The sequence below is a fragment of the Mesorhizobium sp. P170090 genome (genome assembly GCF_057786115.1).
This window is the reverse complement of record NZ_JBYNWH010000001.1, coordinates 5693621-5713451: the sequence shown is the minus strand read 5'-3', so window position 1 is coordinate 5713451 and position 19831 is coordinate 5693621. Positions and strand designations below refer to the sequence as shown.

The window sequence follows — 19831 nt, the reverse complement described above, 5'->3', positions numbered from 1 at the left end:
GTTGCAGCAACCCTGCGTCAAAGGCCTGAGGGCCCGTCAGCGGAAGACCTCGTCAGCCTCAAAATGATCATGCGCCGGCGAACGAAACGCTGCAGCTATGTCGCGATGGCGCGACCAACGATGCCAGGGCGGATCCAGTTAAACCCGGGTACGCGTCGTCGACGGCAAAATCCGTAAACTATTGCTGGGCAACGGTTTTCAGGCGTGCACGCCATCGAATCTTTCACGCGCCGCCTGGACCCGCGAGGTGTTCTTCCGCGCCCATTCGCCGAGCGCGCCGACCGGCACCAGCAGCTCATGGCCGAGCTCCGTCAGCTCATAGTCGACGCGTGGCGGGATGGTCGGGAACACGGTTCGGGTGACGAAGCCGTCGCGCTCAAGACCGCGCAAGGTGGTGGTCAGCATCTTCTGCGAAATGCCGCCGACAGCGGCGCGCAACTCATTGAAACGCAGCGGTCCGCCGCCCAGCTTGCCGACGACCAGAACGGTCCATTTGTCGCCGACGCGCTGCAGGATTTCCGAGACGGCGCGGCAGTCTTCGGTGTTGTGCGGGTGCCTCAGTAACATAACGGTGCCTCCTTGCGCTGCCATTTGTCAGTATCTCATATAGCGCCGGTATCCAAACGATACCAGCTTTTTGCATATATGGAGAGCCCCATGTCCAAGCCCAAAATCGCCATCGTCGTCGGTTCGACACGCGCCGCGCGTTTCGCCGATGTGCCCGCCCAGTGGATCGCCAAGATCGCGAAATCTCATGCCGACATCGACGTCGAGACCGTCGACCTGCGCGACTGGCCGCTGCCCTTCTTCGACGAGGTCGCCTCGTCCGCCTGGGCGCCGTCGCAGAACGAAGTTGCCCAGCGCTGGCAAAAGAAGGTCGCCGAATTCGACGGCTTCATCTTCACCGCCGCCGAATACAATCATGGCCCGACGGCCGTGCTGAAGAACGCCATCGATTACGCCGCCAATGAATGGAACAAGAAGCCGGCCGGTTTCGTCGGCTATGGCAGCGTCGGCGGCTCGCGCGCTGTCGAACATTTGCGTCTTGCCGCGGTCGAATTGCAGATGGCGCCGGTCAAATCCGCCGTTCACATTGCCTGGAGCGATTTCCTGGCGGTGCGCCAGGGCGAGAAGAAGCTCGAGGAGATCGAGCATCTGAACCAGGCTGCCACGGCGCTGGTCAACGACGTTGCCTGGTGGGCCCGCGTGCTCAAGGCAGCGCGTCAGGCCGACGCGATTGCCGGCGAAGCCCAGGCGGCCTGAGCCTTATCCTCCCAAGGACCGATGATTTTTCCAAAGGGCGGCGTTTGCGCCGCCCTTTTTCATTCACGTGAAGAGGCGCTCTCGGCTCCCTTGGCCGGATGGTGGAGTCGGACCGGCAAGGTCGCGCTGATGCCTTGACGATCCCGCGCGAAGGATCGCCGCCTGTCACAGCCAACCGCCGGAAAACCCGGCCCGGCGCAGTCCTGTGGTGATGGCCGGCACGCGGCGCATCAATCGCCACAGGAAGTCGGACCGGTAGTTCTCGATCATCAGGGCGATCGGCCCCTGGTTGATGCCGACATGGTCCGGCGATACCCAACCGCAGGCGCGGCCGTCGTCGGCAGCGATCGTCGGGTTGAAGCTCGCGGTGAAGCCGTAAGGGTTGCCGTCGCGCAGGTCCATCTCGTGGAAATGGCGCAGCGCCGGCAGCACGATTTCCGGCGCAAAAGGCAAGGAGGCGATTGCCGCCCATGGCGACAGCGTGCCGTCATCGGGGCCAAACGGTGCGCCGCGGGCGAGATAACCGAAGAAGCGGCGTCCATCGGCTCGCCGCGCGATCGGACCTGGGCCGTCGCTGGCGGTGACGCCCCAGCAATTCTCGCCATAGCCCGCGAACCCCCTCGGATTGCGGATTGCGTAATCGCGCTGCAGATACGTCGCCTGGCGGCTGTTTTCGAAATAGTCCCGGTCGTGATCGCGCATGAAGGCATCGCGGATGTCGCGAAAATCGATCCAGATATGCGAGAACTGGTGGATGAAAAGCGGGCCGGCATAGACCACCTCGCGGCCGTAGATGGTCTTCCATTTGTAAGTGGACAGCCAGGCCGCGTAGCTCTCGGGAGTTAGCGAGTGGGTCGGCGAACCGAGACCCAGGACGTACAGGATCAGCGCCTCGTCAAATCCTTCCCAGCGGTAGCGGAGAAAGCCTTTTCCAGGCCGCCAGCCATGGGTGACGGTGGCGCCGCCGTTCTGCGCCCAGCGCCAGTCGGCACGGCGGTAGAGCGCATCGGCAAGCTGGCGGATTTCCAGTTCGAGCTCATCGTCCTCGTCGAAATAAGCGCCGGCGGCCAGAACACCGGCAAGCAAAAGGGCGGTATCGATCGTGGACAGTTCGCAATTCCAGACGCGGCGGCCGGTCTTCATGTCGAGGAAATGATAGTAGAAACCTTTGTAGCCGGTGGCATCGGGCTCCGGCCCGTGCGGGGCGTTCCAGAAGAAGCGAAGCGTGGCGAGCGTCCGCTCGATTGCGGCATCGCGCGTCATGAAACCGCGCTCGACACCGACGGGATAGGACGACAAAGCGAGCCCGACGGCGGCTATGCTGGCAGGCGACGTTGGCGTGTTGCGGTCGGCGACTAGGCCGTTGGCAGGGTTGGCCTCGTTGAGAAAATACTCGAAGGACAGGCGCTGGATATCTTGGAGAAGCTCGTCGTTTAGCGCGTGTTCGTTCGATGCATCCATGACAATCGATATAGAGGCTTTGGCTGCTTTTGCCATTCGTCCAGCGGATCAATCATGGGTGAGGGCAGGCTGGGGCCGATAGCGAAAGGCGCTGCCGACGCACCGAATTCAAATCGAGGGGCTGCGAAGATCGGTTGGACCGCCATATGCACGGCCCTGCCATCTGGCCTGGCCGTCCTCCCCTGATATATCCGGCTGCGATCCATCACATGAGCATGCCCCGTGAAGTTACCCAGCCCGTCAGGCGTCGTTTCCCCCATGACCCCGGTGCTGGTCTGTGCACTTGCGATCTTCCTTCTGTCCGCCATGGATGCGGCGATGAAAATCCTGGTGATCGCCGTCGGTGTCTACAACACGGTGCTGTGGCGAAGCATGCTTGCGAGCGTGGTCGCGGGCACGGCCTGGGCGGCGGGGCCGCGTTCCCTTCCCACGCCTTCCGTGCTGCGGCTACACGCGCTGCGCGCCGTGGTCGTGGGCATCGTTCTGCTGTCGTTCTTCTGGGGCCTTGCCAGATTGCCGCTGGCGGATGGGATCGGGCTTAGTTTCGTCGCGCCGCTGTTCGCTCTCCTGCTGGCGGCGCTGCTTTTGGGCGAACGCATACAGCGCCAGGCGATCTGGGCGTCGCTGGCGGGCATCGCCGGCGTCGTCATCATCATGGCCGGACAGTTCGGGCAAGGGAATTATACCGGGGATGCCCTGCTTGGCACGGTGGCGGTGCTCGCATCGACGGTGTTCTACGCCTACAATCTGATCCTCTCGCGGCGGCAGGCGCTGGTGGCCAAGCCAGTCGAGATCATGCTGTTCCAGAACCTGTGCGTTGCCGCCGTCCTTCTCCCCGCCGCTCCCTGGCTCGCGGTTGCCCTGCCGGGCAATCTCTGGCTTCCGCTGGCCGGGGTGACGGCGCTGTCGCTCTCCGGCCAGTTCCTGATGAGCTGGTCCTACGCGCGGGCCGAAGCGCAATATCTGATCCCGACGGAGTATTCTGCCTTCATCTGGGCGATCGTGTTTGGCTGGCTGTTCTTCGACGAGGCGGCGACCTGGACCACGCTGGCTGGAGCGGCCCTGATCGTGGCCAGTTGCCTGATCGCCTCGCGCTCCAATCCGAAGCTTGCCGAACCGATCGAAGCCGCGGTCTGAGCGCGCTATTCGCTTTGACGGCAGAGCGTCAACGCACCACTTCGCGATGGCCGCTGGGCAGCCGGGTGGCGATCAGCTTGTCGATGCGGCGGCCGTCGAGGTCGACGACCTCGAAACGCCAGCCTTGCGCGTCGACGCATTCGCCGGTCGCCGGCAGATGGTGCATGTGCGACAGCACATAACCGGCGACGGTCTCGTAATCCCGATTTTCCGGCAGGTCGATACCGAGAACGTCAGCCATCTCGTCGGCTTGCATGTATCCCGCGAGCAGCCATGAGCCGTCCTCGCGCTTGACGGCGTTTTCCTCGTCGCCGGCGTCGGTATCGGCCCGGAAGACGCCGGTGATGGCCTCGAGAATGTCGGCAGGTGTGACGATCCCTTCGAAATGGCCGTATTCGTCATGCACCAGCGCCATCGGCACGTCGGATTCCTTCAGCTTCTGCAGCACATCCAGCGCGTCGGCCTGGTCGTAGACGATGGGGGCGGCGCGCACATGCTTGCGCGGATCGAGTGCGCGGCCGGCGAGCAGGGCGGCCAGCACGTCGCGCGTCTGAACAACGCCAACCATGACGTCGACCCCGCCATCGCCGGCCGGGAGGCGCGAATGCTGGGTCTCCATCAAGAGCTTGCGGATGGCGCCCTCATCGGACTGCAAATTGATCCAGTCGACCTCGGTGCGCGGCGTCATCACGGCGCGCACGGCGCGATCGCCGAGCCGCATGACGCCGGCGATCATGCGCCGCTCGTCGGATTCGATGGTGCCGTGATGCTCGGCCTCGGCGACCAGCATCTTGATCTCTTCGTCGGTGACCTTCTCCTCGCTCTCGCCGCGCTGGCCAAGCAGCCACAATATGGCGCGGCCGGAAATGTCGAGCAGGAACACCAGCGGCGCGGAGACGGTGGCTAGGATGGTCATTGCAGGCGCCGCGCGGGCGGCAACGCGCTCGGGATCGCGCAGCGCGATCTGCTTGGGCACCAGCTCGCCGACGATCAGCGAGAAATAGGTGATGATGGCGACGACGATCCCGACGCCGAGCGGGTCGGCGATGTTTTCGCGCATGCCGGTCGAGGCCAGGTACACCGAAAGCCTGTCGCCCAGCGTGGCGCCGGAGAAGGCGCCCGACAGCACGCCGACCAGAGTGATGCCGATCTGCACCGACGACAGGAATTTGCCGGGATTGGAGCCGAGCGTCAGCGCACGCCCGGCGCCATTGACGCCGCGGTCGATCATCGCCTTGAGCCGCGCCGGGCGCGACGACACGATGGCGAGCTCGGACATCGACAGAAGGCCGTTCACACAGATGAGGACGACCACGGTGGCGATTTCGACGTATAGCATCAGGGCTCAATAGCATTGCGGCGGGCCGCAGGAAAATAGTCCGCGATGATTTTTGGAAAATGACAGTGGTTCAGGGGAATTGCCTGAGCACCCCGACAACAGCCTTGCCGTCGGTGAAATAGGGATCGCCGCCGCCGTTGCGTCCGGTCCTGGTGGCGCCGATGCCCGGGATGTCGCTCGCCGAGGTCACCATGCCGGCCGCCGACAGGTCGTGGATCACGAGATCGCGCTCGGCGTCGATGTCAGGGGCGATATGGTGGGTGATGGCGCCGGTATCGCGGCTGAGACCAACGCCGCGGTCGAAGCTGGCCGAGCCCATCCAGAGCGTTCGGCCGTCGTCGCCGGTCGCATCGCTGCGCCAGAAGCGGACATGATGGCGCCGGTCGGCGCTCCCGCCGACCGGCTTTTCGAAGGCGAGATCCTGGGCGCGGCCTTCGAACAGCAGCCGGCTGACCGGGGCGTCAGGATAGGGATGGTCGAACAGCACGCTCTCACCGATTTCGATCGCGGTCTTTAGCGTCACGCCATCGGCCGTATCCCATCCGGTCATGGCGAAGGCATGGACCATCTCTTTTTCGGTACCGACAAGGCCGATATTGATCGGGTCGCCCGGAATGCCTTGCGGCGTGTGTGTCACCATCTCGAAAGTCTGCGTGCGAAAGCCGCGGTCGCGAACCGTCCAGAATTCCGGCGCAGCGACATAGGCGAGGGCCAGCCAGACCGCCAGAAGAGCGGCGAGCCAGGTCAATGCGCGTCGTTGCAGGCTTCGTCGGCTCATGAAAGCGGCTCGATCCGTGCGGTATCTGTGCCTGACGGACCCTGGAAATCAATGGCCAGCGGCGAGCAGCCGTTCTATCGTCGGCCATCGTTTTTGCGGGGGGTGAGCAGGAATGGATAAGAAGCCGGTGGGTCGCAGCTCGATGGCATTGACCGCGGACCTTGTCGCAAGGGTCGAGCGTGTCGAACCGGATCCGGGTCCCGAGCCCGGAACAACCGAGCATACAGACGCGGAGTTCGATAGTCTTGTCGAGCAACTTCTGTCGGAGCATCGGCCTGAAGCGCTATGGGTCTTTGCCTACGGGTCGCTGATCTGGAACCCCGAATTTGCCCATGTCGAGCAGCGCCCGGCCACGGCGCCAGGATGGCACCGCTCGTTCTGCCTGACGCTGACCCGTTGGCGCGGAACCCGTGATTTGCCGGCGCTGATGCTGGCGCTCGATCGAGGCGGCAGCTGCAACGGCATCGTCTATCGGCTGCCCGCGGAAGACCATGTCGGGCAACTTGGACAGTTGATGCGCCGCGAGATCGATGCCAATCCGCCGACTAACGTGCCATGCTGGATCAAGGTCAAGACCAAGGATGGGCCGTTGCGGGCCTTGGCTTTCGTCGCCGCGCCAGACGGCAGGGCCTATGCCGGCCGGCTGCCATTGGAGCAGGTTGCCGACACGCTGGCGCGGGCTGCCGGGCATTGGGGCTCGTCGGCTCAATACCTGTTCCGAACCGTCAGCAAGTTGGAAGAGAGCGGTATCCGCGACAGGAACCTTTGGCGCATCCAGGATCTGGTGGCCCAGCAAATCATCGCTTCCACCAGGAACGCCAATCCCGACTGATTTCTGAACGGTGAAACGCCTTAGCGGCAGGCGCGGTAGCCGCTTTTGCGGTTCTTGATGTCGAAATGGAAATGGTTGCGGTGATCGTAATTGTAGCCGGGACCGAGCACGGTGGTGAAATACTGGCAGCCGTCGGCACGCACATTGTTGAGGAAGCCGCGGGTGCGGAAGGCAAACAGGCCGGGCTTGCGCACGTCGATGTCGTCGCCGTTGTTGAGCTCGATGCTCATGACGTCGAGGGCGTTGCCCTTGCCGTGCTCGGACAGGACACCTTCGCCGGCGATGTTGCGGCAGGAATAGCTTGAGCCCTGGTGGATGGTCTTGACGCCCGAGAAATAGCGCCAGCGGGCGGAGGGAACCAGTTCGTTGCTGGTCCAGGCGGCGAAACTTGCGGCCATGTCGCAGGTCAATGTCGCGGCGGGCTTCATCTGGATGCCGCCGATGGCGGAGACCTTGACCGGCCAGTCTATGCCGCACTGTCCCTCATGGATCGGCTGCACATCGGTGTAGACGACGCGAAGGCGCTTCAGTTCGCCACGGCAATCGGTTTCGCTGGCCGGCATCTGCTGCGGCTCCGACTCCGACATCGGCTCGTCCATGTGCGGATAGGCGGCAGTCATATAGGGATTGGACGGGACGAGCTTCTGCATGCCTTCATATTGCGGCACGGCCGCGGTCTGCGAGCCGACATCGACGGCCGGCTGCAGCGACAGCACGCTGCCAGTGTTGCAAGCCGAAACGGCGGCCAGCGCAAGACCGGTGGCCAGTATCGCTGCGCTTTTTGCCTTCGCGGCGCGAAATATTGCGGCCATGGGCGGGATCCTGTCCTTGATCGGTGGGATTTTAACGATCAAGGGTAAAGGAAAACTCAGCGTTCCCGTTCATGCCTGCGGCCGAAATGCGGCAGCCATACCATCACCGGCATGACGATCACTGAAGGGCCATCACTGGCAGAAAGTGCCACCATTCCGGCGCGGTTCGAGATCGAGATGGAAATGCAGGGAATGGTCCGGGTCCGCGCCCGGTCCAAGCACGGTCTTGAACGGTCCGCAGGCGGCCTTGCGCACCGCATTGAGGAATTTGCCGTCCTTCTCGGGCGGCGTTGGACCGACTTCGACCTTTCTGCCATCTGACAACGTGAAGCTGGCAATATCGAGCGCGTTGCCGAAGGCATGTTCCGACAGATGGCGCGTGCCGTTGCGCGGCCGGCAGACAAAGGCCGATGCCTGGTTGATCGATTTCAGGTCGGCTCCGAACTCGGCTTTCGCCGCCGGCTGTATGATTTCGGCGGCAAAGCGGGCTGCAGCCTCGGCCATTGGGCAGTTGAGTTCGGTCGCGGGGCCGATGGCGATGGATTTTCCGAGCGACTTCAGCACCAGGGGATAGGGGATCGAGCAGCCGATGTCGGGATTGCTTTCCGCCTTATGCTCCTCGAATTCGACACCAAGGGCCGTCAGCCGCTCGCGACAGGCGACTTCCGCCGCCGGCATTTTTGCATCGGGCAAATCGGCCGAGCGCGCATCGGGCAGCATCTTCTTGTCGCCGGCATCGGGTTTTTCAGGTGGTTGCGGAGCAACGGCCGGCGGCTGAGCTTCAGGTTCCGAAGTGTCTGGCTTTTGTGTCGGAATCGGCGCCGCGGCCGGCGGCTCGGGCTCGCTTTGCCTATCGGTCGATGGCTTCGGGGCTGACGGTCCGGGCCGCGCCTGCTTTTTAAAACCGGATTTTTCTTCGTTGAATCGATCGTCATTGGACCGGTTGGGCGCGCCAAGGGGGTTCGGACCTTCGGCCTTTTGCTTTTCGATCGGTGCCGCGCCGGTCTTCGGCGCCTCTGAAGGACGCGCCTCGGGCAGCGGGACAACGCGCGAGGGCTGCACCGGAACATCGGCGGGCGAGGGCTCTTTATCCGGGGTCTTTTGTTCCACCTGCTTTGGCGTGATGTGCCGCTGTGGCCTGGGCTTCTGGCGGTGTTTGCTGCGCGGCTTAGGATGCGAGTCGACCCGCGGTGAAAACAGCTGCTCCAACCGCTGTGACAGCGGCGTGTAATGCTTTTTGCGCTGTTTGGCGTCAGCTTGCGTCAGCAGGGGCGCCAGCAGCAGAGCCGTGACGACCATGACCAGTGCAACCCTGCATGTTCGGGAAAGTACAACAGACCCCATCGTCCTCAACGGCGCGAACGCCCGGAGGTTGCCTGCGGCCCATCACGAACGGTAACGACGTCGTTACGCGCCAATCGCTTCCAGCCCTTCTTCCAGCCAGTCGGCCAAAAGCGGCATGCCGAGCAGGTATTTCGCCGTGCGCTTGTTGGCGCGGTCGCGCGCGGCGGCAACCGCATCGGACCATTCCGCTGCGTCATAGTCGCCGCGGCCGACCCAGGCCAGCGCGATCAACTCGGCCGCTTCGTCGACGTTGAGGTCGTTGATCAGCTCGCGCAGCTCTTCCTCGGTGAGGTCTTCCGCGCTTTCCTCCGCCAGACCGTCATGGTGGTGATTGGCATGTGATTCACCATCGAGCTCGACCTCATGCTCGGCACCGTCGGCATAGTCTTCGTTGACGGCAGCACTCAGTCCCTTTGCCTTGAGAATGAACAGGCGCACGGTGTCCGGGCCGATCGATAGCTCCCATTCCCGCTCACGGCGCTGTTGCACTCTCGGGCACCCCCGCTGATCATTTCCCGAATGATAGCGGATTTGCAGCGCGCGTCACGTCATGTTCTGATCCCTGGCTCCCGCCTTTGACCGAATTCAGGTTAGGCACGGCCGCACAAATAGTTTCGGCGGCTGCGGGTTTCCGGGATGAAAAGTCTGCATCCCGGCGTTAGCTTTTCATTATCGTCATTTTCCCTCAAGATCGTCATTATCCCTCAAGGAGGCTTCGATGCATAAAAGAGTGTTGATCCAGGCGGCTGCGGCGCTTGTGGCGCTGCAGTTCTTTGCGGTTCCGGTGTTTGCGGCCGGCGGCGGTGGCGGTGGTACCGAGACCACCACCCAGTGCAAGAAGGGGCAGGTCTGGGACAAGAAAAAGCAGAAATGCGTCGCGCCGAAGTACGGCATGCTGGACGACGACAACATCTACGATGCTGGTCACGACCTGGCCATGGCCGGGCGTTATGATGAGGCGATCGCCGTGCTCAGCCTTGCCGCCAACAAGCAGGATCCACGCATCCTCAACTATCTCGGCTATTCGCATCGCCATTCCGGCCGTGTCACCGTCGGCCTCGGCTATTACGAGGAAGCGCTCCGCATCAACCCGGATTACACGCTGGTGCGCGAATATCTCGGCGAGGCCCATCTGCAGATCGGCGATCTGGCCGGCGCCCAGGCGCAGCTGGCCGAGATCGAGAAGCGGACGGGCAAAGATTCGCGCGAATACGGCATGCTGGCCGAACAGATCTACCATTTCATGAGAAGCTGACCCCACCCCAACGGCTTCTCTGGGCCGGCTGCGAGCAATCGCAGCCGGTTTTTGTTGTCGCAACTGCAACACGCTGCACATGCCGTGACGGCAATTGCGCAAGTCGGCTCATGATTTTTCAAAAAGCCTGCTTTTTCAGCGTGAAAAACGCGCGAGGATCGCTATATTGGGGAAAATTGCGGTGAAACGGTTCCGTTAGCCCGAGGCTGCCGGACCCGTTTTCTTTTTATACCCATCGACAAGGCTTTCCCCGAAATGCGGGGGTGGCGGCAGGAAAGGTCAGGCATCATGAACAAGGTCCCGATGACAGGCGAGGGGTTCGCGTCATTGAAGGAAGAACTGCGCTGGCGCCAGCAGCAAGAGCGGCCGCGTATCATCGAGGCGATCTCCGAAGCGCGCTCGCATGGCGACCTGTCCGAAAATGCCGAATATCATGCCGCCAAAGAGGCGCAGAGCCTCAATGAGGGCCGTGTCAACGAACTGGAAGACTATATTGCTCGGGCCGAGGTGATCGACGTCACCAAGCTTAGCGGCGACAAGGTCAAGTTCGGCGCCACGGTGGTGCTGGTCGACGAGGACACCGAGGAAAAGAAGACCTACCAGATTGTCGGCGACCAGGAAGCGGATGTGAAATCGGGCCGTATTTCGATCTCCTCGCCGATCGCGCGCGCGCTGATCGGCAAGGAAGTCGGCGACGCCATCGAGGTCAACGCCCCCGGCGGCGCCAGGGGTTATGAGATCGTCCAGGTGCAATTTATCTAGCACCTCAGAATTGCTGGAAGGTCCTATGCCGAAGCTTGGAGCTTAAGGGCTAATAGCTTTTCTGCTTCCGGCACCACCTGTGCCGGCATGAGGCGCTCCCCCGCTGCGGCCAGCAACGTTGAGGCATATTGCCCGCGCGGGCCGGTCAAACCCGGCTCGGTCGCCAGGAACACCGCGACCGTCGGCAGGCCGAAGGCGCTGGCGAGGTGGGTCAGACCGGTGTCGGCGCCGATAACCAGCGTCGAGCGGCCAAGGATCGCGGCAATGTCTGCCAGCGGCGATCTCGGCACCACGATCGTTGACGGCACAGCTTTCGAGATCGCCTTGGCCACCGCCTTCTCACGCTCGTTCGACCAGGTGGTGACCGGCGTCATTCCGCTACCAACCAGCAGGCGAGCCGTTTCGATCCAGTCTTCGGCGGGCCATTTCTTGTCCTCGCGGCTGGTGCCGTGCAGCAGGAAGGCCGTCTTGCCGTCAATGCCGGCCAGGCCGCCGGGAGGCGGCACAATCCCGGATGCGAGCGCCGAAAGATCGGGCTCGTAGCCGAGCGCCAGCCCGAACAGCCGGCGCGTGCGTTCGATGGCGTGCAGGTTGCGCGGCACGGCGTATTTGCGCTGGTAAAACAACGTTGCCGAGGGCTCCCGCGCGCTTGCGCGTTCGAAACCTGCGATTGGTGCCGCTGCCTGTTTCGCAACCAGGGCCGATTTCAGCAGCCCCTGCGCATCGATGACGAGGTCGTACTCGCCTGCTTGCAGAGCGCGGCGCAAGCTTGTCGCCTCCCGCCATGTGCCGGCGTTGAACAGATGCTTGCGCCAGCGCCGGATGGCGACGGTATGGATCTTTGCTATCGCCGGATGCAGCGCGACGATGCCGGCAAAGGCCTCTTCGACGCACCAGTCGAAGGCGATATCGGGGCGCTTGCGGCGTGCATCTTCGACGGCGGGGAAGGTGTGGATGACGTCGCCCATCGAGGAGGTCTTGACGATCAACACCTTCATGCGGCGGCCGGGAGTTCCAGCAACCTGTCCGCCGCCGCTGCCACTCGGGCAACGTCCAGCGTCTTCAGGCAGTTGAGGTGGCCGAGCGGACAGACCTTCCGGTGGCAGGGCGAACAGGACAGATGCAACCAGATCAGTTCGCGCTGTTCAGCCAACGGCGGCGTGTTTTCCGGCGAGGTCGAACCGTAGACGGCAACGACCGGCGTGCCGACGGCGGCCGCGACATGCATCAGCCCGCTGTCGTTGGACACCGCCAGCCTGGCCGCGGCGATCAGGTCGATGGCGTCCTCCAGCCGTGTCTTTCCTGCCAGATCGACGACACCGGGCGCGAGTGCTGCGATCTCGGCGGTGACGTCGCGATCGTTCTTCGAGCCGAACAACGCGACCTTGAATCCTTTCGCCATCATCTCTCCGGCGAGGCCGGCATAGCTTTCGCTAGGCCAGCGTTTGGCCGGACCGAATTCGGCGCCGGGCATCATGGCGACGAATTTTCCCGGCTGCACTGCGAAGCGAGCGAGCAGATCTTTCTGATTGCCGGCGTCGACGGTGAGCCGCGGCGGCCGGAAATGTCCGCCTTGGGCGAGGCCAAAATAGGCCTGCGCGGTGCGCCGTTTGACGGCATCGGGCAGCGGCACGATGTCGGTCAGCAGGCCGTAGCGCATTTCCCGGAGATTGCCGAAGCGGCGGGGGATGCGGGCAAAGAACGGGATCAGCGCCGATTTCCAGCTGCCCGGCAGGACGTAGGCCGTGTCGTAGCGGCCGCGCAGCAGGCGGCCGAAGCGGCGGCGAATGGTGAATTCGAGCGCGCCCGGTTGCAGCGGGAAATCGATCTGCTGGCGAATCTCGGGCATGCGCTTGACCAGCGGGGCCGCCCAGGCCGGGGCCAGCACGTCGATGGCGGCGTTGGGATGGACGTCCTTCAGCGCTGAAAACAGGCACTGCGCCATGACCATATCGCCCACCCAGCGTGGGCCGATCACGAGGATCGTTGGGCTTTCAGCCATTCGACATAGTCTCTGACGCCGGTTTCCACGCTGCGGAATTGCCCATTATAGCCGGCTGCGCGCAAGCGGGACATATCAGCTTGGGTAAAACTCTGGTAGCTGCCCTTGAGGTGATCGGGGAATTCGATGAACTCGATCTCGCCCTGGCCCAGCGTATCGATCACGGTCTCGGCAATGGCGCGGAACGGCTGGGCGCGGCCGGTGCCGCAGTTGAAGATGCCGCTCGAGCCGCGCTTCCACAGCCACAGATTGACGTCGGCGACATCGCCGACGTGAATGAAGTCGCGGCTTTGTTCGCCGGGGCCGAAGCCGTCATGGGCGCCGAACAGCTTTGGGTTTTCGCCGCGCCCGACCTGATTGAACAGATGGAAGGCGACCGAGGCCATGGCGCCCTTGTGCGCCTCGCGCGGGCCATAGACGTTGAAGTAGCGCAGGCCCGCGACCTGCGAATGATCGGTGTCGAACACGGTGCGCCTGACATAGTCGTCGAATAGTTTCTTCGAATAGGCGTAGACGTTGAGCGGCCGCTCAAGTGCGGGATCCTCGCGAAACTCCGAACCGCCGCCGTAGACGGAAGCCGAGGAGGCATAGAGGAACGGTATGCGCAGCGAAAGACAGCCATGCAGCAAGCGCTTTGAGAAGGCGTAGTTCACGTCCATCATGAACTTGCCGTTCCATTCCGTGGTGGTCGAGCAGGCGCCCTGGTGGAAGACGGCCTCGACGCGGCCTAGGTCGCCGGCTTCCAAGGTGGCCAAGAATTCGTCCTTGTCGAGATAGTCGGCTATCTGCAAATCGGCCAGGTTGGCGATCTTGTGGCCGTCGGTGAGGTCGTCGACGACGAGGATGTCATCATGGCCTTCGGCATTGAGTGCGGCGACGATGTTGGAGCCGATCATGCCGGCCCCGCCCGTGACGATGATCATGAAGGCCTCTGGTTGCTTGCGATTCCGGTCCTTATAAGGGAGGCCAAGCGTACTGTCGATGAAGCACCACGACGCCACAGTGAGACCGCGAAGCGGCCCGCTTTATTCGAGGCCCGCAAGCTAGGGGACAAAAAATGCCGTCGACCGAACTGCTCATTGCGTTTTTCGCCACCACGGCGATCTTTGCCTATATTCCAGGACCGGCGATGCTCTATGCCGCCGCGCAGACCATGGCGCGCGGGCGCTGGTCGGGGCTGACGGCGGCACTTGGCATCCATCTTGGCGGTTATTTCCATGTCTTTGCGGCTGCCGCCGGGCTGTCGGTGCTCTTCCATGCGGTGCCGCCGCTCTACATGGCGGTCAAGCTCATCGGCGCGCTCTATCTGATCTGGCTTGGCGTGTCCTTGTTCCGCAAGCGCGGGGACGGTGACACGGCGCTGCCGGCGATCGAGCGCAAATCGGCGCGCCGGGCATTTTTCGAGAGCATCACCGTCGAAGTGCTCAATCCGAAGACGGCGATCTTCTTCATGGCGTTCCTGCCACAGTTCATCGATGCCTCGGCGGGTTTCCCGGTGTGGCTGCAATTCGTCGTGCTGGGCACCATCGTCAATTTAATGTTCTCTTCGGCAGATATTGTCTGCGTGTTGCTGGCAGGCATGGTGATCGCCCGGCTGAAGCGCTCCAGCCGTGCGCAGCGCATCATGCAGAGGGCGGGCGGGGCGGTGCTGGTCGGACTGGGCGTCCACGTCGCGTTGCAGAAGAGCTGACGGCCGCCCTGACGTTGCGCTGCGCGGATTTGCGGTATATCGGCTTCGCCATGAACGATCCGGCCCGTAAATTGACAATTTTCAGCGTGATTGAGGTCGGCCTTTCCCTCGCATTGCCAGTGACATGATCAAGCACAATCCGCCTTCGCCCGAACCTTTGCACCGCGCCATTGCCCGCTTTGGCGACGTTGCCGTGCTGGTGGTCGGCGACTTCATCCTCGACCGTTTCGTCAACGGCGTCATCGAGCGCATCTCGCCGGAAGCGCCGATCCCGGTGCTGCACGGGCGCGGCGAGACCTCGACGATGGGCGGCGCAGGCAACGTTGTCGCCAACATCGTCTCGCTGGGTGCCAGCGCTATTCCCATATCGGTGATCGGCACCGATGTGGCCGGCGACAATCTGGTGCGCATGCTGCGCGAACTCGGCGCCGATACGGCTGATATGGCGCAGGAGCGCGGTCGCATGACGTCGTCGAAGAGCCGCTTCAGCGCGCTCAATCAGCAGGTGCTGCGCTTCGATGAGGAAGAGATCAAGCCGCTCGACGACAAGGAACGGGCGGACCTGGTCCGGCATTTTCGCGCCGCACTCACGCGCGCCGACATCGTCATTCTGTCCGACTATGGCAAGGGCATCTTGCTCGACGGCGTCGCCGCCGACCTGATCGCCATCTGCCGCGAGGCGGGAAAACCGGTGCTGGTCGATCCCAAGGGCCGCGACTATGCGCGCTATGCCGGCGCGACCGCCATCACGCCCAACCGCAAGGAGCTTGGCGAAGCTGTCGGTCGCCCGGTTTTCGCCGACGACGAGATCGTCGCGGCGGCACGCCAGCTGATTTCGGCACATGGCTTCGACTTCGTCGTCGCCACCCGCAGCGAAAAGGGCATGAGCGTCGTCGGCGCGGATGAGGCGCGCCACATCGCCACCCAGGCGCGCGAAGTGTTCGACGTTTCGGGCGCCGGCGATACGGTAATCGCGAGCTTCGCGCTGGCTCTGGCCGCGGGCGCCGATCGCGTCATGGCCGCCTCCATCGCCAATGCCGCCGGCGGTGTGGTGGTGGGCAAACGCGGCACCGCGCGGCTGACCGTGGAGGAACTCACCGGCGCGCTGTTCCGCTCGCACGGCCCCACCGCCCATAAGGACGCCATCCTCGATGCCGCATCGGCCGCGCGCATGGTGGCGGCGTGGAAGGACGAGGGCCTGAGCGTCGGCTTCACCAATGGCTGCTTCGATATATTGCATGCCGGCCATGTCAGTCTTCTCCACGCGGCGCGCAGCCAGTGCGACCGGCTGGTGCTCGGCCTCAACAGCGATGCCTCGGTGCGTCGGCTGAAAGGCGCAGGGCGCCCGGTCAACGATCAGCATGATCGTGCCTGCGTGCTCGCCGCCCTGGCCTCGGTCGATGCGGTCGTGGTGTTCGAAGAGGATACGCCGCTGGCGCTGATCGAGGCGCTTCTGCCCGACATTCTGGTCAAGGGCGCCGACTACACGGTCGAAACCGTTGTCGGCGCCGATGTGGTGCAGAAGGCGGGCGGGCGCGTCGTCCTGGTCGACCTTGTCGCCGGCAAGAGCACCACCGGCACGATCGGCAAATTGCGCGCCGGCGGCGGTACCAACTGAGGGATTTCATGTCCGGACTGAATGACTATCTGGTCCGCTCGGCGGCCGCGATCACCGCGACAGTCGAGCGTGACCTGACCGCCGAGATGGAACGTGCTGTGAGTGCGGTCGTCGCCGCGCTTTCCTCGGGCAAGGCGCTGCTGGTCTGCGGCAATGGCGGCTCGGCCAGCGACGCCATCCACATTGCCACCGAACTGGTCGGCCGCTTCCTTAAGGAGCGCAAGGCCTACAATGTGATTGCGCTGCCGGCCAACGCGGGCATGCTGACCGCCTGGGGCAATGACTATGGCTTCGACACCGTGTTTTCGCGCCAGGTCGAGGCGCATGGCGCGCCCGGCGGCGTGCTGCTTGCCATCTCGACCAGCGGCAATTCGCCGAGCATTCTGGCTGCCGCCGAACAGGCTCGGATGATGGGCATGACGGTGGTCAGCCTCACCGGCGACAGCGGTGGCAAACTCAAGCCGCTCACCGACATACTGCTCAACGTGCCCTCGACCTCGACGCCGATCATCCAGCAGGGACATCTCTGCCTCTACCACTATCTCTGCGAGGTGGTGGAAGACCGTCTGTCGAATGGCTGACACCGGGGCCTACGGTCCATACCCGCTGGCTGAGCCCGGCCTGTGGGTTGAGCGGGTGGGTTCGCGGGTGTTTCCAGCCAACGCGCCGGCGCTGTTCCTCGACCGCGACGGCACCATCAATGTCGACACCGGCTATCCCGACGATCCAGCCAAAATGGCGCTGCGCGACGGCATCGTGCCGGTCATCGCGGCGGCCAACCGGGGCAACATCCCGGTGGTCATCGTCACCAACCAGTCCGGCATCGCGCGCGGCTATTTCGGCTGGAAGGAATTTGCCGCGGTCAACGGCCGGGTTCTCAAGCTGCTTGCCGCCGGCGATGCCTTCGTCGACATGGTTCTGGCCTGCGCCTACCACGAGGCGGGCAGCGGGCCACTGGCGGTCGCCGACCATCCAATGCGCAAGCCCAATCCGGGCATGCTGCTACAGGCCCGGCAGCGTCTCGGCCTCGATCTCAAGCGCTCGCTGATAGTCGGCGACAAGGCCGCGGATATGCAGGCCGGACAACGTGCCGGCCTGCCGCGCGGCTGGCTGGTGGATGGCGAGGGAAGTAATGAGCCGGGCTTCGAGGTTCTGCCGCTGCGCAACCCCGATGATCTGGAACGGCTTTTGAGAGCTGTCGAGTTGCTCGGATCGAGACTGATTTAGCTTTCCGGATCTGTTGCGACGCAATCTCAATGGGTTAGCTTGAGCGTTTCACCGTTTCGCAGAAACGGCGAGCCGATCCATTTCTTTGCTTTGACGCTATTCCCCAGGAAAGCACCATGCTCTTTTGCGGAAAAACTGCAGAGATCAGACATCATTCAAGCAAGAAATTTGCAGATGTCATTCCATCGAAGAACGAGGGGAATTCATTGAAGAAAGCAATCTCTGTTGCCGTTGTCTTGTTGATATTGGCTGTGCTTTCAGCCGTGGGGTATGTCTGGCAAAAACACGGCGTGTATGGGCTCAATGCACTTCTTCGCCGCGGCGGAAGCTACTGGATCGCCGTTGCACCCGACGATGCGCGTCTCTCGCCTGCCATGCAGCTTGCGTTGAAATCGGAAATTCCTGATGTGACCGCTGGAGCCAGCTCATGGAATGAAACCGAGCCTGGATTCCAGGTCAGAGAAATCCCCGTCATGGCGGGCGACCGTGAAATTGACCGGCTCTATCTCAACCGTTTCGATCCAGCCAAATTCCGTTTCGTTGCCCGTAACGAGCCCAGTGGTGCCAAGGACATCGACCAGTGGGAAGCGGCACTCAATCCACAAGGCGCAGGCGGCACCGTTCTGATCGTCAATGGCAGTTATTTCGGACTGAAGGGCGAAGCCGACACGCCCTTTGTCAGCATGGGTGCGAGGCTCGGGCCGGATGAATACGATGCGAAGGCCGGCGCCTGGTTCGTGAATGCCTCCGGCACGCATGTGGTCGATCTCAATTCACGTGACTGGCGCGCAGTCACGGAGAATGCCGAAAACGCTATGGTTTCCTATCCATTGCTTGTCGGTGAGGACGGCCGCAACAATGTACGCGCCAAGAGCAACTGGTTGGCCAACCGCACCTTTATCGCGGAAGATCGTCAGGGCTGGATCATCGTCGGTTCGACCAAGGACGCTTTCTTCTCGCTGGACCGGCTAGCAAACTTCCTGTTGCAGACCGACCTCGATCTCAAGACGGCGCTAAACCTCGATGGCGGGCCTGTTGCCTGCCTCAGCGTCCGCTCCGGGAACTACCGGTTGAAACACTATGCCAAGTGGGAAGCCCAGGTCGCGGATGGCGACGTCTCACTGCTTCAAGCACCGCTAGATGTGCCCTGGGGATTGCCTGTTGTTCTCACGGTGGAGCGCAGGTAGCAGATCCTGCCCTTGGCAGGGTGGGTCAAAGTACTCCCGATTCCGTAGCTGAAACCGGATGGCATATTCAACCTTGGCCGCTCATGTTCACGCAATCTGACCCGGAATACCCTACGATTTCGGCGCCAGAATTCGCTTTCTGGCTCATATTCGTCGTCAACATGATTGTGATCGGCGCGGCGTTCTCGCGTCAAAAAACATTTTCCGTCTCAAATGGTTGCCGCATGTCATCACATTCGTCTGGCTTGCTTGCTCACCTATTTTGCTAGCCTTTTTAGCTTTGCCGGAGATGTCCCCTGGTGAGAGCCCCGGCCCTGGGGACGGCTTCATTCTTTTGCCAGTTGTCGGAGAGGTAGCAGTGTGTCTGTTGGGGTATGTCTTGGTCGGCGTCGCACATGCTTTTTCGAAGTTAATCTCGCTTATCAGGCGCTGAACGCCACCAGCCCTTCGTCCTTGACGCGGCGGATGGTCAGCGCGGTGCGCACCGTGTCGACATTCGGCGCCGAAGCCAGTTCTTCGATGACGAAGGTCTGGAAGGTGCCGAGATCACTCGCCACGCAATGCAGCAGGAAGTCGGATTCGCCCGAGACCATCCAGGCGTCGCGCACGATCGGCCAGCCGCGAGTGCGCTCGGCGAAAGCTTTGAGCTCCGCGTCGGCTTGGTGATGCAGGCCGATCAGGCAGAAGGCGACGACATCCATGCCGAGCGCCGGCGCGTTGAGCAAGGCGCGATAGCCTCTGATGATGCCGGTTTCCTCCAGCCGCCGGACACGGCGCAGGCAGGGCGGGGCGGAAATGCCGACACGGCTCGACAGTTCGACATTGGTCATGCGCCCGTCGGCCTGAAGCTCGCGCAGAATCTTCCAGTCGATGGCATCGAGGTCGGCTTTCAGGGGCATGGCGGTCTCGGCTTAGCGCAAGAATCTTTCGCGCTCTCGTCCTTAAACGACTTTTGTGTCGATGCCAGCCCTTTGGTCGGGCGATTTCGCAACCGTAACGAAAGCGGCCATTGCGCGAATAAGCCTGTAGGCCGAAGCTTTCCGGGGACGACGGCCTGATCGTCTTGCTGGTGTGGTTGGCAACCCTTACATTACCAGCAACATTTCACGTCGTTTTCCAAGGCA

At 62.8% G+C, this 19831-nt stretch carries 21 protein-coding genes; 10 read left to right on the top strand and 11 right to left on the bottom strand.

Going from position 1 to position 19831, the window contains the following annotated elements; genetic code table 11:
• Nucleotides 1-198: 198 nt before the first annotated feature.
• Nucleotides 199-567, bottom strand: coding sequence for a winged helix-turn-helix transcriptional regulator (locus AC3EML_RS27555; RefSeq protein ID WP_023683744.1), 369 nt, complete (start codon nucleotides 565-567; stop codon nucleotides 199-201).
• A 90-nt stretch (nucleotides 568-657) separates the two neighbouring features.
• Between AC3EML_RS27555 and AC3EML_RS27550 the strand changes: the two genes are divergently transcribed.
• Complete coding sequence (locus tag AC3EML_RS27550) at nucleotides 658-1263, top strand: NADPH-dependent FMN reductase (RefSeq protein WP_023671992.1); 606 nt, start codon at nucleotides 658-660, stop codon at nucleotides 1261-1263.
• Between the two features lie 165 nt (nucleotides 1264-1428).
• Here AC3EML_RS27550 and AC3EML_RS27545 read toward each other — a convergent pair whose 3' ends face one another.
• Nucleotides 1429-2724: a glucoamylase family protein gene (locus AC3EML_RS27545; RefSeq protein WP_352521337.1), complete on the bottom strand. Its 1296-nt coding sequence runs from the start codon at nucleotides 2722-2724 to the stop codon at nucleotides 1429-1431.
• Nucleotides 2725-2982: 258 nt separating this feature from the next.
• Between AC3EML_RS27545 and AC3EML_RS27540 the strand changes: the two genes are divergently transcribed.
• The gene (locus tag AC3EML_RS27540; protein WP_050588054.1) at nucleotides 2983-3861 is read left to right on the top strand and encodes a DMT family transporter; all 879 of its coding nucleotides are present in this window, start codon (nucleotides 2983-2985) and stop codon (nucleotides 3859-3861) included.
• A 28-nt stretch (nucleotides 3862-3889) separates the two neighbouring features.
• Here AC3EML_RS27540 and AC3EML_RS27535 read toward each other — a convergent pair whose 3' ends face one another.
• Together AC3EML_RS27535 and AC3EML_RS27530 are read right to left on the bottom strand one after the other, a co-directional pair.
• Nucleotides 3890-5200, bottom strand: coding sequence for a hemolysin family protein (locus AC3EML_RS27535; protein WP_023683747.1), 1311 nt, complete (start codon nucleotides 5198-5200; stop codon nucleotides 3890-3892).
• A 70-nt stretch (nucleotides 5201-5270) separates the two neighbouring features.
• Entirely contained in the window at nucleotides 5271-5978 is a 708-nt protein-coding gene (locus tag AC3EML_RS27530; RefSeq protein ID WP_023711169.1) for an LssY C-terminal domain-containing protein, read from the bottom strand.
• Nucleotides 5979-6090: 112 nt separating this feature from the next.
• Here AC3EML_RS27530 and AC3EML_RS27525 point away from each other — a divergent pair, with 112 nt between their 5' ends.
• Nucleotides 6091-6810, top strand: coding sequence for a gamma-glutamylcyclotransferase (locus AC3EML_RS27525; protein WP_023705875.1), 720 nt, complete (start codon nucleotides 6091-6093; stop codon nucleotides 6808-6810).
• 20 nt (nucleotides 6811-6830) lie between these two features.
• On the opposite strand, the gene AC3EML_RS27520 is transcribed toward AC3EML_RS27525, so the two are convergent.
• From AC3EML_RS27520 to AC3EML_RS27510, 3 genes are all read right to left on the bottom strand, one after another.
• On the bottom strand, nucleotides 6831-7622 hold the full coding sequence (locus AC3EML_RS27520) for an extensin-like domain-containing protein (protein ID WP_023701608.1): 792 nt from the start codon (nucleotides 7620-7622) through the stop codon (nucleotides 6831-6833).
• Nucleotides 7623-7754: 132 nt separating this feature from the next.
• Entirely contained in the window at nucleotides 7755-8831 is a 1077-nt protein-coding gene (locus tag AC3EML_RS27515; protein ID WP_352521464.1) for an extensin-like domain-containing protein, read from the bottom strand.
• 198 nt (nucleotides 8832-9029) lie between these two features.
• Nucleotides 9030-9455, bottom strand: a complete 426-nt coding sequence (locus AC3EML_RS27510; protein WP_023683751.1) for a DUF3775 domain-containing protein — start codon at nucleotides 9453-9455, stop codon at nucleotides 9030-9032.
• A 229-nt stretch (nucleotides 9456-9684) separates the two neighbouring features.
• Here AC3EML_RS27510 and AC3EML_RS27505 point away from each other — a divergent pair, with 229 nt between their 5' ends.
• A complete protein-coding gene (locus AC3EML_RS27505) occupies nucleotides 9685-10221 on the top strand; it encodes a tetratricopeptide repeat protein (RefSeq protein WP_023683752.1) in 537 nt (178 codons plus the stop codon).
• A 288-nt stretch (nucleotides 10222-10509) separates the two neighbouring features.
• On the top strand, nucleotides 10510-10983 hold the full coding sequence (gene greA / locus AC3EML_RS27500) for a transcription elongation factor GreA (RefSeq protein WP_023683753.1): 474 nt from the start codon (nucleotides 10510-10512) through the stop codon (nucleotides 10981-10983).
• A gap of 23 nt (nucleotides 10984-11006) precedes the next feature.
• Here the strand turns inward: greA and waaC are convergent, their stop codons facing one another.
• From waaC to rfaD, 3 genes are read right to left on the bottom strand one after another with little or no spacing between them, the layout of a single operon-like run.
• The gene (gene waaC / locus AC3EML_RS27495; RefSeq protein ID WP_352521336.1) at nucleotides 11007-11981 is read right to left on the bottom strand and encodes a lipopolysaccharide heptosyltransferase I; all 975 of its coding nucleotides are present in this window, start codon (nucleotides 11979-11981) and stop codon (nucleotides 11007-11009) included.
• Nucleotides 11978-12985 carry a lipopolysaccharide heptosyltransferase II gene (waaF, locus tag AC3EML_RS27490; protein WP_352521335.1) on the bottom strand — a complete coding sequence of 336 codons (1008 nt, stop codon included), beginning with the start codon at nucleotides 12983-12985 and terminating at the stop codon, nucleotides 11978-11980. The genes waaC and waaF overlap by 4 nt, the downstream gene beginning before the upstream one ends.
• Nucleotides 12958-13908 (bottom strand): ADP-glyceromanno-heptose 6-epimerase, encoded by a 951-nt coding sequence (gene rfaD, locus AC3EML_RS27485; protein WP_023683756.1) that lies wholly within the window; start codon nucleotides 13906-13908, stop codon nucleotides 12958-12960. Before rfaD ends, waaF begins: the two co-directional genes overlap by 28 nt.
• A 134-nt stretch (nucleotides 13909-14042) precedes the next feature.
• Here rfaD and AC3EML_RS27480 point away from each other — a divergent pair, with 134 nt between their 5' ends.
• The 5 genes from AC3EML_RS27480 (at nucleotide 14043) to AC3EML_RS27460 (ending at nucleotide 18707) form a co-directional block, all read left to right on the top strand.
• Complete coding sequence (locus tag AC3EML_RS27480) at nucleotides 14043-14675, top strand: LysE family translocator (protein WP_023671977.1); 633 nt, start codon at nucleotides 14043-14045, stop codon at nucleotides 14673-14675.
• A 124-nt stretch (nucleotides 14676-14799) separates the two neighbouring features.
• The gene (gene rfaE1, locus AC3EML_RS27475; RefSeq protein WP_023671976.1) at nucleotides 14800-16293 is read left to right on the top strand and encodes a D-glycero-beta-D-manno-heptose-7-phosphate kinase; all 1494 of its coding nucleotides are present in this window, start codon (nucleotides 14800-14802) and stop codon (nucleotides 16291-16293) included.
• A gap of 8 nt (nucleotides 16294-16301) precedes the next feature.
• The gene (locus AC3EML_RS27470) at nucleotides 16302-16874 is read left to right on the top strand and encodes a D-sedoheptulose-7-phosphate isomerase (RefSeq protein ID WP_023671975.1); all 573 of its coding nucleotides are present in this window, start codon (nucleotides 16302-16304) and stop codon (nucleotides 16872-16874) included.
• Nucleotides 16867-17520 carry a D-glycero-alpha-D-manno-heptose-1,7-bisphosphate 7-phosphatase gene (locus AC3EML_RS27465; protein ID WP_488505353.1) on the top strand — a complete coding sequence of 218 codons (654 nt, stop codon included), beginning with the start codon at nucleotides 16867-16869 and terminating at the stop codon, nucleotides 17518-17520. The genes AC3EML_RS27470 and AC3EML_RS27465 overlap by 8 nt, the downstream gene beginning before the upstream one ends.
• A 116-nt stretch (nucleotides 17521-17636) precedes the next feature.
• A complete protein-coding gene (locus AC3EML_RS27460) occupies nucleotides 17637-18707 on the top strand; it encodes a phosphodiester glycosidase family protein (RefSeq protein WP_352521334.1) in 1071 nt (356 codons plus the stop codon).
• A gap of 422 nt (nucleotides 18708-19129) precedes the next feature.
• On the opposite strand, the gene AC3EML_RS27455 is transcribed toward AC3EML_RS27460, so the two are convergent.
• Nucleotides 19130-19606, bottom strand: a complete 477-nt coding sequence (locus AC3EML_RS27455) for an Lrp/AsnC family transcriptional regulator (RefSeq protein ID WP_023689719.1) — start codon at nucleotides 19604-19606, stop codon at nucleotides 19130-19132.
• Nucleotides 19607-19831 lie beyond the last annotated feature (225 nt).

Excerpts from the sequence above, each read along its gene's own strand:
- AC3EML_RS27540 (WP_050588054.1), top strand. The coding sequence starts at position 2,983 with ATGACCCCGGTGCTGGTCTGTGCACTTGCGATCTTCCTTCTGTCCGCC.
- AC3EML_RS27520 (WP_023701608.1), bottom strand. The coding sequence starts at position 7,622 with ATGGCCGCAATATTTCGCGCCGCGAAGGCAAAAAGCGCAGCGATACTG.
- rfaD (WP_023683756.1), bottom strand. The coding sequence starts at position 13,908 with ATGATCATCGTCACGGGCGGGGCCGGCATGATCGGCTCCAACATCGTC.
- AC3EML_RS27535 (WP_023683747.1), bottom strand. The coding sequence starts at position 5,200 with ATGCTATACGTCGAAATCGCCACCGTGGTCGTCCTCATCTGTGTGAAC.
- rfaE1 (WP_023671976.1), top strand. The coding sequence starts at position 14,800 with ATGATCAAGCACAATCCGCCTTCGCCCGAACCTTTGCACCGCGCCATT.
- greA (WP_023683753.1), top strand. The coding sequence starts at position 10,510 with ATGAACAAGGTCCCGATGACAGGCGAGGGGTTCGCGTCATTGAAGGAA.
- AC3EML_RS27460 (WP_352521334.1), top strand. The coding sequence starts at position 17,637 with ATGCTCTTTTGCGGAAAAACTGCAGAGATCAGACATCATTCAAGCAAG.
- AC3EML_RS27465 (WP_488505353.1), top strand. The coding sequence starts at position 16,867 with ATGGCTGACACCGGGGCCTACGGTCCATACCCGCTGGCTGAGCCCGGC.
- AC3EML_RS27505 (WP_023683752.1), top strand. The coding sequence starts at position 9,685 with ATGCATAAAAGAGTGTTGATCCAGGCGGCTGCGGCGCTTGTGGCGCTG.
- AC3EML_RS27530 (WP_023711169.1), bottom strand. The coding sequence starts at position 5,978 with ATGAGCCGACGAAGCCTGCAACGACGCGCATTGACCTGGCTCGCCGCT.
- AC3EML_RS27550 (WP_023671992.1), top strand. The coding sequence starts at position 658 with ATGTCCAAGCCCAAAATCGCCATCGTCGTCGGTTCGACACGCGCCGCG.
- AC3EML_RS27455 (WP_023689719.1), bottom strand. The coding sequence starts at position 19,606 with ATGCCCCTGAAAGCCGACCTCGATGCCATCGACTGGAAGATTCTGCGC.
- AC3EML_RS27480 (WP_023671977.1), top strand. The coding sequence starts at position 14,043 with ATGCCGTCGACCGAACTGCTCATTGCGTTTTTCGCCACCACGGCGATC.
- AC3EML_RS27470 (WP_023671975.1), top strand. The coding sequence starts at position 16,302 with ATGTCCGGACTGAATGACTATCTGGTCCGCTCGGCGGCCGCGATCACC.
- AC3EML_RS27525 (WP_023705875.1), top strand. The coding sequence starts at position 6,091 with ATGGATAAGAAGCCGGTGGGTCGCAGCTCGATGGCATTGACCGCGGAC.
- AC3EML_RS27555 (WP_023683744.1), bottom strand. The coding sequence starts at position 567 with ATGTTACTGAGGCACCCGCACAACACCGAAGACTGCCGCGCCGTCTCG.
- AC3EML_RS27545 (WP_352521337.1), bottom strand. The coding sequence starts at position 2,724 with ATGGATGCATCGAACGAACACGCGCTAAACGACGAGCTTCTCCAAGAT.
- waaF (WP_352521335.1), bottom strand. The coding sequence starts at position 12,985 with ATGGCTGAAAGCCCAACGATCCTCGTGATCGGCCCACGCTGGGTGGGC.
- waaC (WP_352521336.1), bottom strand. The coding sequence starts at position 11,981 with ATGAAGGTGTTGATCGTCAAGACCTCCTCGATGGGCGACGTCATCCAC.